At 66.3% G+C, this 14,181-nt stretch carries 9 protein-coding genes; 6 read left to right on the forward strand and 3 right to left on the reverse strand.

The window, feature by feature from the left end; all coding sequences use genetic code 11:
• Positions 1-2,795 (reverse strand): autotransporter-associated beta strand repeat-containing protein (locus AC6A67_RS11005; protein WP_498036603.1); only part of this gene is annotated, 2,795 nt, incomplete at its 3' end.
• 716 nt (positions 2,796-3,511) lie between these two features.
• On the opposite strand from AC6A67_RS11005, the gene dnaE reads away from it, so the two are divergent.
• The 6 genes from dnaE (at position 3,512) to tgt (ending at position 12,207) form a co-directional block, all read left to right on the forward strand.
• Positions 3,512-6,982, forward strand: coding sequence for a DNA polymerase III subunit alpha (dnaE, locus tag AC6A67_RS11010; protein WP_498036604.1), 3,471 nt, complete (start codon positions 3,512-3,514; stop codon positions 6,980-6,982).
• A 647-nt stretch (positions 6,983-7,629) separates the two neighbouring features.
• A complete protein-coding gene (gene coaD, locus AC6A67_RS11015) occupies positions 7,630-8,133 on the forward strand; it encodes a pantetheine-phosphate adenylyltransferase (RefSeq protein WP_498036605.1) in 504 nt (167 codons plus the stop codon).
• A 64-nt stretch (positions 8,134-8,197) separates the two neighbouring features.
• Positions 8,198-8,776, forward strand: a complete 579-nt coding sequence (locus AC6A67_RS11020) for a peptidylprolyl isomerase (RefSeq protein ID WP_498036606.1) — start codon at positions 8,198-8,200, stop codon at positions 8,774-8,776.
• A 408-nt stretch (positions 8,777-9,184) separates the two neighbouring features.
• A complete protein-coding gene (locus AC6A67_RS11025; protein WP_498036607.1) occupies positions 9,185-9,634 on the forward strand; it encodes a peptidylprolyl isomerase in 450 nt (149 codons plus the stop codon).
• Between the two features lie 260 nt (positions 9,635-9,894).
• The gene (gene queA / locus AC6A67_RS11030; protein WP_498036608.1) at positions 9,895-11,010 is read left to right on the forward strand and encodes a tRNA preQ1(34) S-adenosylmethionine ribosyltransferase-isomerase QueA; all 1,116 of its coding nucleotides are present in this window, start codon (positions 9,895-9,897) and stop codon (positions 11,008-11,010) included.
• Between the two features lie 27 nt (positions 11,011-11,037).
• Positions 11,038-12,207: a tRNA guanosine(34) transglycosylase Tgt gene (gene tgt / locus AC6A67_RS11035; protein ID WP_498036609.1), complete on the forward strand. Its 1,170-nt coding sequence runs from the start codon at positions 11,038-11,040 to the stop codon at positions 12,205-12,207.
• 971 nt (positions 12,208-13,178) lie between these two features.
• On the opposite strand, the gene AC6A67_RS11040 is transcribed toward tgt, so the two are convergent.
• Positions 13,179-13,739, reverse strand: a complete 561-nt coding sequence (locus AC6A67_RS11040) for a hypothetical protein (RefSeq protein ID WP_498036610.1) — start codon at positions 13,737-13,739, stop codon at positions 13,179-13,181.
• Between the two features lie 106 nt (positions 13,740-13,845).
• The gene (hspQ, locus tag AC6A67_RS11045; protein ID WP_498036611.1) at positions 13,846-14,175 is read right to left on the reverse strand and encodes a heat shock protein HspQ; all 330 of its coding nucleotides are present in this window, start codon (positions 14,173-14,175) and stop codon (positions 13,846-13,848) included.
• Between the last annotated feature and the right edge of the window lie 6 nt (positions 14,176-14,181).

Raw genomic sequence — 14,181 nt, forward strand, 5'->3', positions numbered from 1 at the left:
GCGTCGACGCGCACGCGCCCGGCGCGCACGCCGTTCACATGGCGGGCGTCGCCATTGGACTGGCCAATCGCCACGAACACCCCGGCATGGTCGCCGCTGCCGTCGTCCTGCCGCCGCCGCCACAGGTCAAGGCCGAGCTGGATCGCCGCGATATCCTGATTGAACGCGGGGCCGCCGCCATAGATGCCGCCGGCTGAGGTCGTCTCCGCGACGTGCTGGCCGATCACCCGACCCCAGCCGCCGCCAAATCCAGCTGAAGACTGACCTGACGAGGAATTACCTGGGGCCCCACCGTCCTGTCCCTCGCGCCACAGCTGCTGCTCGCCCATGTGCTCATGCATCGTGCCCATGATCGCCCGGCCATAATTGAGCGCCATCGAGGGCAGCGCGGCATAGAGCGAGGTTTCGGCGCGATAATAGGGCAGCGCTGGCGCGCCGCCGCCGGGCGTTGTGGGCGTAGTCGGCACAGGCTCAGGGCCAGGCGTCGGCTTCATCATCATCGAGCGCAGATACCAGGATTCGCCGTCGCCATCCCTGCCGCCACGATGCAGTTCATACTCGTAGGGGCCGGCGACGAGCGGGCCTGCCAGGCTGAAGGCCCCAGGCGTGGTGACCGCGCCGCTGCGGGCCGCCACCACCTCGATGCCGTCGCCATGGGTCTGGGCGCCCGTGCCGCCGGTATTGCTGACGCGCACGGTGGTGAAGCCACTGGCGCTACCGCCGTTGATCGTCAGCTGGTCGGTGGCCGAACCATCGTCGCCGAGCACGGTGCGGATCGCCAGCTGGCCGCCGTCGCCGACCCACGAGCCGACGTTGAGACGGTTGCCGACATCTGACCTGCCAGCGCCAGAGCCGAGGCTATTGCCAAGCTGAACCAGCCCACGGTTGATCACCGTTCCATCGATGGTGAACGCGCCGACGCCGGCGCGGCCAAAGCCGGTGAGGGCGCTGGCGGCGGCGATCACGCCGTCGTTGACGACATCGCCTGCGATACGGCCATAGCCGCCCAGCACGCCGCCGCTGAGCACCCGCGTCAGGCCGCCGCCGGTGAGGGCGGCGTTGGGCTCGCTGGCCCCGCCGATGACGAGACCGCCAAGCTCGACAATGGTTTCACCGCTATAGTTGCTGACCCCGGTCAGCACGGTGTTGCCTGTTCCCCGCTGTCGCACCGCGCCGGATCCTGAGATCGTCGCGGAAAATGTTTTGCTGCCGCCGTAGTTGAAGATCAGTTCACCGTGGTTAAGCACATCGCCAATGACTGAACCATCAGTGCCGCCGTCGCCCAGCTGTAGCGGCCCAGAGGCAATGGTCAGGCCGCCGGTGAAGGTGTTTTCGCCAGCCAGCGTCACGAGGCCAGGGCCGGTCTTGGTCAGGGCGCCTGGGCCGAAGATCCGATTGGGGATGACGCCATGCACACCGGCATCAGCGTGCAGCCCGCCGTTGCGCTCGGTCACGCTGATGCCGCGGCGCGAATCCAGGGTGAAGCTTGAGGCGAAGCCAAAGCTGCCGCCATCGATAATGACGTCGCCGCCATTGGGCCGGCCCACGTCGCCATACACGCCAAGCGCCTGGTCATTGCTGGCTGCCAGCATGCCCTCGCGGATCCAGGTTCCGCCCGTATGGGTGTTTTGGCCGGTGAGGGTGACGCGCCCACCGCCGGTCTTTTCGATAGCGCCAATGCCGGCAATGGCGCCCGCATAGCTCTCGCTGCCACCATCAGCCTGGATGAAGCGCACCAGCCCCCAGTTGTCGATGCGCGGGGTGAGGGACATGCCGCTGCCTTCAAGCACGCCTGGCGGCGCGACCAGCGTTTCGCCGGCAAAGCCGCTGTTGTCGCCGGCAAGGCGCAAGACGCCCTGACTGACCGTGACCTGCTGGAAACCTGTCAGGGTCCCGGTCAGGGTCCAGCGACCGATTTCGGTTTTCTCCAGCCGCTCGAAGTTCTGCAGTCCAGCAGCCGCAACTGTTTCAGGACCATAGCCGGCGAGGACAAGCGTGTCGGCGCCGGCGCCGCCGTCAATTTGCTGGGTGGACGACATGTCGCTTGCGCTCAGGTTGCGCAGCGTCACACGGTCATCGCCATCGCCCATGTCGATGGCGCCGGCGATCGTGCTGCGGTCCTGCCAGAGCAGCGTGTCGTCACCGGCCCCCATGCGGACCGCGCCGCCAATGCGCCCGCCCAGGATGCGCAGGCTGTCCGTGCCGCTGCTGACGCTGACGTCGCCGCCGATCTCACCATCCCAGATGGAGATCTGGTCATTGCCGAGGCCGGTCACCAGATTGCCCCGGATCAGGCCGCCCTCCATGTCAAAAATATTGTCATCGAGCTTCATGTCGACCCGGCCAATGACGCCGCCGGTCATGCGGGCCACGTCGCCATTCAGGAAGGCGCCAGTGATCTCACCGCCCGACATCTCGAACACGTCGCGTTGGTCGCCCTGGTCCAGCATGCCGATGACGCCGCCGGTCATGGTGAAGCTGTCGAGCCCCTCGCCCTGGCGGACCGCGCCGGCGACCGCGCCGCTGTGCATGACGACCATGTCATTGCTGGCGCCCGTCTGCATGTCGCCAGTCACGCTGGCGGAGCCTTGCTCGGCAAAGGTGATGTTCGAATAGCCGAGCGTGTTGTCGTAATGGCTGATGGAGCCCTGCAGCAGCTGAAGGGTGACCGGCGACGGGCCGTTGCCCACCACACCGCCCGTCAGTGCGCCGCCGTCGACTGTCAGGCTGAGCACCGTGCGCCCCACCTGGACGGGCGTCGTCGTAGGGTCTGGCGCGCTCGCGTCACAGCGCATGACGCCGCCCGGCTGGATGGCGCAGGATGCCCAGGCATTCCCTGATGTCAGCCATGCCCAGGCCAGCAGTCCGCTGACGCTGGTGATGGTTTTTAGCATCAAAGACAATAGATGCTCCTTACAACTGTTTATACTGCAAATTAACCCAAATGATTCTGACAATAGTTCTAGCGCAGTTGCCGAGTTCAAAGCTTTATGCGGGTAAATATGCGCCAATCACATCTGCGTTATTATAGATATGTTGATGTTATTATCCGTTGTCGCGCGCAATAATGGCCGATGACCACGCATGTTCGGCGAGTCTTGTCAGAAAAATCTGAAGTGACCTTGGGGCTTCGTGGGCGGACCATCTTCCTGCGCGCGCACGGCGGCGCGGCTGGCCGGTATTGGACGGGCGGCGCGGACAGAATTGGTCGCACGTGCGACGCCATGGGCCGCACAGAGGCGCATCAGGGTGGGTTCGGGCTGCCCTTCGCCGCGCGCTGTATGTGCAGAAATGAGGCGGGCCAGTTGCGCCGCCCATGAGGCCGCGCGGGCAGGCCGCGCCACGGCGTCTCCGCATAAGCCTTGCATGCCCGTGCGGCGGCAAACGCTCCACACGCGAAAGAACCGGCGGTTGAACCGGTTCAGAATGGCGTCATCATGCTCTATGCATGCCGGGTCCGTCAGCGTCCGCCAATTGCGGCGTCTGGGGCGGCGATCAGGAAAGGCGCGTCATGTCCTCGATCATTCGCGACGTCGGATTCGTGCATCTGCATGTGCATTCGTCCTATTCGCTGCTCGAGGGCGCCATGCGCATCCCGACGCTGGAGAAGCTGGCCAAGGCTGACCGGCAGCCAGCCATGGCGCTCACCGACACCAATAATCTGTTCGGGGCCCTTGAGTTCTCCGAGAAATTCGCCGGCTCCGGCATTCAGCCGATCGCCGGGCTGCAGCTCAACATCGCCCTGGAGGAGCCCGATCCCAACGCACGGCCGCAGCTCGAACGGCGGATGCCGTCGATCGTGCTATTGGCCGCCGACGAGGAGGGCCATCGCAATCTGCTGCAGCTGACCAGCCGCGCCTGGCTCGACGCCCAGCCAGGCGAGCCGGTGCACGTGCGGTTGCCGTTCCTGCAGCAGCACGCCGACGGGCTGATCGTGCTCACCGGCGGCCCCAACGGCCCGGTCGATATGGCGCTGGCGGGGGGGCAGGCCGCGGTGGCCGAGCGGCGGCTGCAGCAATTGCAGGATCTGTATGGCGACCGGCTCTACATTGAGCTGCAGCGGCACGCCGACCGGCAGGATTCGCCGCAAGAGGCGGCGATCGAGGCGGAGCTGGTGCGGCTGGGCTTTGCGCGCGGCGTGCCGCTGGCCGCCAGCAATGAGCCCTATTTCTCCTCAGGCGCAGATTTTGAAGCCCATGACGCGCTGCTGGCCATCGCCGAGGGTCGGCTGGTGTCGGATGTGCGCCGCCGCCGGCTGACCGAGCGGCACCATTTCGCCACCCGCGCCGAAATGCAGGCGCTGTTCGCCGATCTGCCCGAAGCGCTCGATTCCACCGTCGAAATCGCCATGCGTTGCTCGGTGCGCACCCGCACCACCAAGCCGATGCTGCCGCGATTCAGCTTGGAGATGGATGAGGCCGAGGATCTGCGCCAGCGCTCCGAGGCTGGCCTCAAGGCGCGGCTCGACGCCCACGGTCCGGCCGAGGGGCTGACCGTCGCCGATTACGAGAAGCGGCTCGACTATGAGCTGTCGATCATCGAGCGCATGAAGTTTCCCGGCTACTTCCTGATCGTCTCGGACTTTATCCAGTGGGCCAAGGCCCAGGACATACCCGTGGGGCCGGGGCGTGGCTCGGGCGCAGGCTCGCTGGTCGCCTATGCGCTGACCATCACCGACCTTGACCCGTTGCGCTTCAAGCTGCTGTTCGAACGCTTCCTCAATCCTGAGCGCGTGTCGATGCCGGACTTCGACATCGACTTCTGCCAGGACCGGCGCGAAGAGGTGATCCGCTACGTGCAGCGTCGCTATGGCGATGAGCGCGTGGCGCAGATCATCACCTTCGGCACCCTGCAGGCGCGCGGCGTGATGCGCGACGTCGGGCGGGTGCTGGAAATGCCCTATGGCCAGGTCGATCGCCTGACCAAGCTGGTGCCGCAGAACCCGGCCAATCCGGTGACGCTGGCCCAGGCTCTGGCCGATGAGCCCAAGCTGGCGGAGGCGGCGCAGGAGGACCCGGTGGTGGGCCAGCTGCTCACCGTGGCGCAGAAGCTGGAGGGGCTGCACCGCCACGCCTCGACCCACGCCGCCGGCATCGTCATCGGCGACCGGCCGCTTGAGCAGCTGGTGCCGCTGTACAAGGACCCGAAATCGGGCATGCGGGTCACCCAGTTCAACATGAAATGGGTGGAGCAGGCTGGCCTCGTGAAGTTCGACTTCCTTGGCCTGAAGACGCTCACCGTGTTGCGCACCGCCGTCGATCTGCTGGCCCTGCGCGACATCCACATCGACCTGTCGAAGATCCCGCTGGATGATCGCAAGACCTATGAGCTGCTGGGGCGCGGCGAAACCGTCGGCGTGTTCCAGGTGGAATCGGTCGGCATGCGCAAGGCGCTGGTCGACATGCGCGCCGACCGGCTGGAAGACCTGATCGCGCTGGTGGCGCTGTATCGTCCAGGCCCGATGGCCAATATCCCGGTGTATTGCGAGCGCAAGCACGGCCAGGGCGAGCCGGAAGAGAAATGGTATCTGCACCCCAAGCTGGCGCCGATCCTGCGTGAGACCTTCGGCATCATCGTCTACCAGGAGCAGGTGATGCAGGTGGCGCAGGAATTGTCGGGCTATTCGCTCGGCGAGGCCGACCTGCTGCGCCGCGCCATGGGCAAGAAGATCAAGGCGGAGATGGACGCCCAGCGCACCCGCTTCGTCGATGGCGCTGAGGAAGAGGACATCCCCAAGGCGCTGGCCGACGAGATTTTCGACCTGCTGGCCCGCTTCGCCGACTATGGCTTCAACAAGAGCCACGCGGCTGCCTATGCGCTGGTCGCCTACCAGACCGCTTATCTCAAGGCCAATTACCCGGTGGAGTTCCTGGCGGCGCTGATGACGCTGGATATGGACAACACCGACAAGCTCTCGGAATTCCGCCGCGAGGCCGAGCGCCTCGGCATCCGCGTCGAGCCGCCGTCGATCAACACCTCCGGCGTCAGCTTCGCCGTGGAGCACCAGAAAGACGTCAGCATCATCCGCTACGCCCTGGCGGCGGTGAAGGGCGTCGGCGCCCAGGCGGTTGAGGCGCTCGTGGCGGCGCGCGGCGACCGGCCGTTCCGCGACCTGGCGGATTTCGCCTCACGGCTCAATCCGCGCCTCGTCAACAAGCGCACGCTGGAGGCGCTGATCGCCGCCGGCGCCTTCGACCTGCTCGACAAGGATCGCGCCCGCGTCACCGCCGGCGTGGAGTCAATGATCGCTTTGGCCAACCGCACCCAGGAGGCGGCGTCGATCGGTCAGAACGATTTCTTCGGCGGGGCGGGCGCGGCGCCGGAGCCGCTGCGCATTCCGGACTACGAGCCGTGGCTGCCAGCCTACCGGCTGCAGAAGGAGCACGACGCCGTCGGCTTCTTCCTCACCGGCCATCCGCTCGATGAATATGGCGCGCTGCTGGAGAAGCTGCGGGTGCAGCGCTGGAGCCAGTTCGTTCGCGCCGCCAAATCCGGCTCCGGCGTCGGCCGCGTCGCCGCCACCGTGCTCGACAAGCAGGAACGCCGCACCAAGAGCGGCAACAAGATGGGCATCATCAATTTCTCGGATCAGTCCGGGCAGTTCGAGGCCATCATCTTCAGCGAGGGGCTCAGCCACTTCCGTGACCTGTTCGAGCCGGGCAAGCCGTTGGTGCTGATCCTGCAGGCCTCGGTGGAGGGCGAAGAAGTGCGCGCCCGCATCCAGAGCGTCGAGCCGCTCGACGCCGCCGTCGCCAAACACCAGAAGGGCCTGCGCATCTTCCTGCGCGATGAGCGCCCGGTCCACTCCATCGCCCAGCGCCTGCGCGAACGCGGCGACAGCGAGGTGTCGCTGATCCTGATGCTTGAGGACGCTGGCCGCGAGGTCGAGGTCAAGCTCAAGGGCAAATACCTCGCCACCCCCCAGATCGCCAGCGCGCTGCGCGCCATCAACGGCGTGGTGGATGTGGAGGTGTTGAGTTAGGGGTGAATGTTAAGGTGATGGGGTTAGTGTTGTTATATAACATACTGATTTTCAATAGGTATATTTGTTCGATATGAGGTCCTTCAGGCAGTTGAGTGGTTTTGGAGGCACAAACGCTGGCATACGTTTCGAAGTTGATAAGGTGAATTAATTTCTATATTCAAACTATTGGCTTTGTTTGTTTTTGTTAGGTCGTCAAAGTCAACGCATGGATGCCCGTGACAAGCACGGGCATGACGCGAGCTTTTCTGGTTGCCGGGAGCATCAGGGCGGTGTGACGGATTGGCTTCCTGGCGTCCCACTGTCCGAGCCCGCCAGGCATCCGGTCGTCGCGCGCTGGACGCCTCCCTCGCCACATCCCCCAGCGTCATGCCCGTGCTTGTCACGGGCATCCACGTCTTTCTGGCGGGCGCCGGAGCAAGCCATGGTCGCCAGACGCGCGTGCAAGCCTTCGCCGCCTACAGGCCCTAACGACGCTGGCGCCCCGACCGTCCCAGCGCACGGGATCCGCCGCCTCCTGTCCGCGGCTCTACCACCCGCACGCACAAATCGCGTAAAACCGCGAAAACCGCGCCGCGCGTGGTTCAGAAACGCAAGATCATGTTCTAACCTCGCCGCAAATCCGCATCGCGACAGAACGGTGGAACATGACCCGCACAGCGCTCTACACGGGCTCCTTTGATCCCGTCACCAACGGCCATATCGACGTTATCCGCGCCTCTTGCGCCATGGTTGACCGGCTGGTGGTCGCCATTGGCGTCCATCCGGGCAAGACGCCGCTGTTCACCGTGGCCGAGCGCGAGGAGATGCTACGCGAATCCTGCGGCGCCATCGCTGACAGCTACAACACGCAGCTCGATGTGGTGACCTTCGCTGGCCTCGCCATTGAGGCGGCGCGCGAGGTTGGGGCGACGCAGATCATCCGTGGCCTGCGCGATGGTTCAGACCTCGACTATGAGATGCAGATGGCCGGCATGAACGGCGCCATGGCGCCGGAGGTTCAGACGGTGTTCCTGCCGGCGTCGCCCGCCGTGCGCCCGATTACCGCCACGCTGGTTCGCCAGATTGCCGCGATGGGCGGCAATGTCGGGCTGTTCGTGCCGGAAGGCGTGGCCGCACGTCTTGCCGCCAAACGTGCCGCAAGGGCCTGACGCTGCGCGCCATCACCGCCTTTCTGACGCTGCGCAAGCGGCGACGTTATCTGGAGCATGTTTCGTGAAGCAATCTCTCGCACTGGCGCTGGCTGCGTCGCTGTCCTTCGCCCTGTTCGCCGCCCCGGCCTTCGCCCAGGTTGGCAAGGATGGCGCGAAGGACGCGGCCAAAGGCGCCAACACCGTCCTGCTCGACACCAAGGACGGCAGGGTCACCATCAAGCTGCGGCCTGACCTTGCGCCGAAGCATGTGGCGCAGATCGAAGCCCTGACCAAAAAGGGCTTTTATGACGGCATCGTGTTTCACCGGGTGATCGACGGCTTCATGGCCCAGACCGGCGATCCCACGGGCACCGGCGCTGGCGGCTCCGATCTGCCCAATCTGCCGGCGGAGTTCTCCAAGGAGCATTTCGTTCGCGGCACGGTCGGCATGGCCCGGGCCCAGTCGCCGGATTCGGCCAATTCGCAGTTCTTCATCATGTTCGACAAGGCGCCGTTCCTTGACGGCAAATACACCGTCGTCGGCCAGGTGACCGCGGGCATGGATGTCGTCGACAAGATCAAGAAGGGCGACAAGGCCGCCAACGGCCTGGTCCAGACGCCCGACAAGATCGTCAAGATGCAGATGGCGCCCGCCAACTAAGCGCCAGGGCCGCGCGCGCCCGCTCAGGCTGCGCCGCCCTCTGCGGCCACCGCCGCCCGGGCGGCGAAAGCAACTGACTAAAGCCGCTTTCGCCACTGTCGCACTCGACATCGGCGCGCGCCGCCGCTAGAGCGTCATCGGTTCGGATCGCCCGGGCCTGCGTCCTGTGGCGCTTGCCCGGCGCCCGCCGCCGTGATGCGGCCGGCGCCTTAACACAAGACATTGCAGCATGGTCGGCTCGCCGTTGAGCGGACCATGCAACCCGCCCGCCATGGCGCAGCGTCTGGTCGTCCAGCCGCTGCGATTTGGGCGCACAAAGCCGCATCGGCGTCCCCGTTGTGGCGGCGGAAGGCGGGATGATAGGGCCAGCACGCGCCGCGCGACGGCTGCGCCAGGAAGGAATACACCATGAGCGATAACACTCTCACCCTTGAGACCACCAAGGGCAATGTCGTGATCAAGCTGCGTCCTGACCTTGCGCCCAAGCATGTCGAGCGCATCAAGACCCTGGTCGGCCAGGGCTTCTACAGCAACATCGCTTTCCACCGCGTCATCGACGGCTTCATGGCCCAGACCGGCTGCCCGCATGGCACCGGCACCGGCGGCTCGAGCCTGCCGGACCTGCCGGCTGAGTTCAGCAATGAGAAGCACCTGCGCGGCGTCTGCTCGATGGCCCGCACCGCCAACCCGAATTCGGCCAATTCGCAGTTCTTCATCTGCCTCGCCGACGCGCCCTGGCTCGATCGCCAGTATTCGGTGTGGGGTGAAGTGACCGAGGGCATGGACGTGGTCGACCAGATCAAGAAGGGCGAGCCGGTGCAGAACCCCGATCGCATCGTCAGCGCCCGCATCGGCTGAGGCCTGCGTCGGTCCATTGGCCATCGCCGCCTGCAGGGGCGGCGCAGGCAGTGACGATCTGTTCCGGGATGGACGCGGCGACGCGCCCATCCCATTGATGTTTTTGGCGTCAGTCAGCGGCATGGCGGGTTTGGCCGCCCCGTGCGCGCCCCCTTTGGACGGCCTTGTGGACGCCCTTGCGGCGCCCAGCCGTCGCCAGCCCGACCCCCAGGGCGGATGGGCGGGACCAGCATGGCCGCGAGGCTCCGGAGCGCAGTGGCGTGAAAGTTGACCTGTTTGATTTCGAACTGCCGGACAGCGCCATCGCCGTGCGTCCGGCGGAGCCACGCGACGCGGCCCGGCTGTTGCGCATCCAGCCAGCGGGCGCTGAACCGCAGCTGAGCGACTGGCAGGTGTCTGACCTGCCGCAATTGCTGCAGCCTGGCGATCTGCTGATCCTTAATGACACGAGGGTTATCCCGGCACGCCTCAGCGGCCAGCGCGCCCGCGGCGACAACATCGCCAGGGTCGAGGTGACGCTGCATATGCGCGAGGCGCCCGACGCCTGGCGCGCCTTCGCCCGCCCGGCCAAGCGGCTGGCGGTCGGCGATATCATCCGCTTCAGCGCCCGCGAGACGGCGCTGGAAGGCGCGGCCTGCGCCCTGGGCGAGTTGCAGGCGGAGGTGGTGGAGAAGGGCGAGGCAGGCGAGGCGCTGCTGCGCTTCTCGCTGTCCGGCGCCTATCTCGATGAGGCGCTGCAACTGGTTGGCGTCATGCCGCTGCCGCCCTATATCGCCAGCAAGCGCCCAGAAGACTCCCGCGACCGCCAGGATTACCAGACGGTCTTCGCCCGTGAAGACGGCGCCGTAGCGGCTCCGACCGCCGGCCTGCACATGACGCCGGAGCTGTTCGCTCGGCTCAAGGCGGCTGGCGTCGATCATGCCTTCGTCACCTTGCATGTGGGCGCCGGCACCTTTTTGCCGGTGAAGGCTGACGACACCGACGATCACCGGATGCACGCCGAGATCGGCGTCATCAGCGCCGATGTGGCGGCGCAGATCCGTGAGACGCGGGCGCGCGGCGGCCGCATCGTCGCCGTCGGCACCACCTCGCTGCGGTTGCTGGAGAGCGCCGCCGCCGCCAGCTCCGACGGTTCGGTGCAGGCGTGGCGCGGCGCCACCGACATTTTCATCACGCCCGGCTATCGCTTCCGCGCCGTTGACGTGCTGATGACCAATTTCCATCTGCCGCGCTCGACGCTGTTCATGCTTGTCAGCGCTTTCAGCGGGCTTGGGACGATGCAGGCGGCCTATGCCCACGCCATCGCCCATGGCTACCGGTTCTATTCTTATGGCGACGCCAGCCTGCTGCTGCGGGCCGCCGACGCCAGCGCCTGAGCGCCGCACATGTCAGGAGAGGTCGCCGTGACCACCGCCCCAGAACAGACCGCCATCGCTGCCCCCGACTTCGCTTATCAGGCGCTGGCCAGCGACGGTCGCGCCCGCACCGGCGTCATCACCACCGCCCACGGCCAGATCCGCACCCCGGCCTTCATGCCCGTCGGCACGGCGGCGACGGTCAAGGCGATGTATCCGGCGCAGGTCAAGCAATTGGGCGCCGACGTGGTGCTGGGCAACACCTATCATCTGATGCTGCGGCCCGGCGCCGAGCGGGTGGCCCGGCTCGGCGGCCTGCATAGCTTCATGAACTGGCCGCACCCGATCCTGACCGATTCCGGCGGCTTCCAGGTGATGTCGCTGTCGAAACTGCGCAAGATCACCGAGAAGGGCGTCACCTTCCAGTCGCATATCGACGGCGCCTCCTATGAGCTGACGCCCGAGCGCTCCATCGAGATCCAGCATCTGCTCGGCGCCGATATCACCATGCAGCTCGACGAATGCGTGCGCATGCCGTGTTCGCGCGAGGAGGCGGACCGCGCCATGCAGCTCAGCCTGCGCTGGGCCGAGCGCTCCAAAGCCGCGTTCGCGGGGCTGAAGGGCCATGGCATTTTCGGCATCGTCCAGGGCGCCGACGTGCCCGATTTGCGCGTTGAGAGCGCCCGCAAGCTCATCGACATCGGCTTCCACGGCTACGCCATCGGCGGCCTTGCCGTCGGCGAGCCGCAGCAGGTGATGCTCGCCATGCTCGACGTGGTGACGCCGATCCTGCCCGAGGACAAGCCGCGCTACCTGATGGGCGTCGGCACGCCCGACGATCTGGTGGAATCGGTGCGGCGCGGCGTGGACATGTTCGACTGCGTCATGCCGACCCGCGCTGGACGCCACGGCCTGGCCTACACCCGCAACGGCAAGGTCAACCTCAAGAACGCCCGCCACGCCGAAGACGTGCGCCCGCTGGACGAGACCTCAGCCTGCGAGGCCTCCAGCCAGTGGAGCCGCGCCTATCTGCACCACCTCGTCAAATCCGGCGAGATCCTCGGCATGATGCTGCTGACCTGGAATAATCTGGCCTATTATCAGGAGCTGATGGCTGGCCTGCGCCAGGCGATCACCGCTGGCCGGCTGGATGACTTTATCGCTGAGACCAAGGACGGCTGGGCGCGCGGCGAAGCGGAGCAGAAGGGCGCTGCCTGAGTCGAAAGCGAGTTGGCCTTGGCCGGAAGGAAGGCGCATGGACGGTAGCGGTCCATGCGCGGCGGCCCATGCGCGGCCGCTTCAGTTTGGCAGGTCGGGGTTCAGACACTCTCGCCGCGGTCATCACCTCGCCACCACTTTCCAACTTCGCTGCGTCATGCCCGCGCTCGTCACGGGCATCCACGTCTTCTCCCCGGCGTTTGATCGCCCACCGCTGACGGGACGAGGCCAGCCGCAGTGCGCGCCGCACCATCCGCCCGCCACACGACCGGCAGTAAACGCGTGGATGCCCGTGACGAGCACGGGCATGACGGCGGGGGGATGAAATTGGGGAGGCGCTATATCGAGGCCTGTCATTACCTTTGGCAGCCTTCGCCAACTCGCCATGCAGTCAAGCCGACCCGCCGTCGGGCCGCCTTGCAGCTTGCCACAAGCCCAGCGTCGCTATCCGCCTTCTCTCCGTCATGCCCGTGCTTGTCACGGGCATCCACGTCTTCGCCTTGGCGTTGCCCCCCCCATCGCTGGCGGGACAAGGCCAGCCGTAGCACGCGCCACACCACCGGAAGCAAACGCGTGGATGCCCGTGACAAGCACGGGCATGACGGTGGGGGGATGAAATTGGGGAGGCGCTATATCGAGGCCTGTCATTACCTTTGGCAGCCTTCGCCAAGTCGCAATGCAGTCAAGCCGACCGGCCGCCTGGCCGCCGTGCCGGCCTGAGCAGCCCAGAGTCGCTGTCCGCCATCACTCCGCGTCATGCCCGTGCTCGTCACGGGCATCCACGTCTTCGCCGTGGCGTTTGACCGAACATCGCTGACGGGACAAGGCCAGCCGTAGCACGCGCTGCACGACCGGAAGCAAACGCGTGGATGCCCGTGACGAGCACGGGCATGACGGTGGTTGGGAGGCTTGCGGCGCATGCCCGCTTAAGGCCTGGAAGGCCGTGGCGTGCGCCGGGGCTGGCGCGTGGACTAGCGGGACGCCTTGACGCCTGCTTCCGCCAGATGCGCGAGGCAAAGGCGGGTGCGGTCGGAGAGGGAGGCGTCGCGTGGGGGCGGGGCGGCGTGGCCGGGGTCGTTGACGCAGGCGCCGAGCAGGCGGGCGAACTCAGGGTTGCAGTCGTCGGGCGTCGCCGCCATCAGCTCGGCGCCGGCGCCGGCTGTCGGTGACTGGGGGACCGCTTTGGCCTGGGTGAGCACCCGCTGGGTGGCGTCGCGCTGGCACCAGGCGTCGGGCGCCTTGGGTCCGGTTTTCATCATGTTTTTGAGGAAATTGCCGGTTTGCTGGCCCTGATCCTGTTGCGGCCTGGGCGCTTCAACGGCTGGCGCGGCGGACGGAGGGGCGTCGCCTGCAGCCAGCGCGACTGGCGCGCCGAACGCCAGCGCCGCCGCCAGCGCCACGCTCGCCAGCGCCGCCGGGAGCGCCGCCAGAGACCGCCGCGACCGCTGCGTGGCTCGCACTGTCAGGGCAGCGCCGCGCGTGGCGCCGCCCTCTACGATCCACGTGACGCGAGAGCGGTTAGCCGGCTGCATGTCGTGCTCCATCGCGTCACTCCTCACGGGCTGCTTCGCCGCGCCATCTATGCGCCCGACGTCAATGCGCCTGGGCTCAATGCGCCTGAGCTTAGTGCGCCTGATGTCAATGCGCTTGTCCTGGCCGCACCCGATAGGCGCCGTCTTCGCCGAGGGTAAAGAACTCATCGACTCGCGGATGTTTCACCGGCGCGCCCGAGGCGTCTGGCACCAGATTCTGCTCGGACACGTAAGCGATATATTGCGTGTCGTCGTTCTCGGCGAGCAGGTGATAGAACGGCTGCTCCCGCGACGGACGGATGTCCTCCGGGATCGATTCCCACCATTCCTCGGTATTGGCGAACTCCGGATCCACGTCAAAAATCACGCCGCGGAACGGATAGATGCGATGGCGCACCACCTGTCCAATGGCAAATTTCGCCGATCCGGTCTTCATGAACTG

Source organism: Camelimonas sp. FR25, assembly GCF_059740505.1.

Coding starts and splice junctions, on each gene's coding strand:
- coaD (WP_498036605.1), top strand. CDS start 7,630: ATGACCCGCACAGCGCTCTACACGGGCTCCTTTGATCCCGTCACCAAC.
- dnaE (WP_498036604.1), top strand. CDS start 3,512: ATGTCCTCGATCATTCGCGACGTCGGATTCGTGCATCTGCATGTGCAT.
- hspQ (WP_498036611.1), bottom strand. CDS start 14,175: ATGAAGACCGGATCGGCGAAATTTGCCATTGGACAGGTGGTGCGCCAT.
- AC6A67_RS11025 (WP_498036607.1), top strand. CDS start 9,185: ATGAGCGATAACACTCTCACCCTTGAGACCACCAAGGGCAATGTCGTG.
- AC6A67_RS11040 (WP_498036610.1), bottom strand. CDS start 13,739: ATGCAGCCGGCTAACCGCTCTCGCGTCACGTGGATCGTAGAGGGCGGC.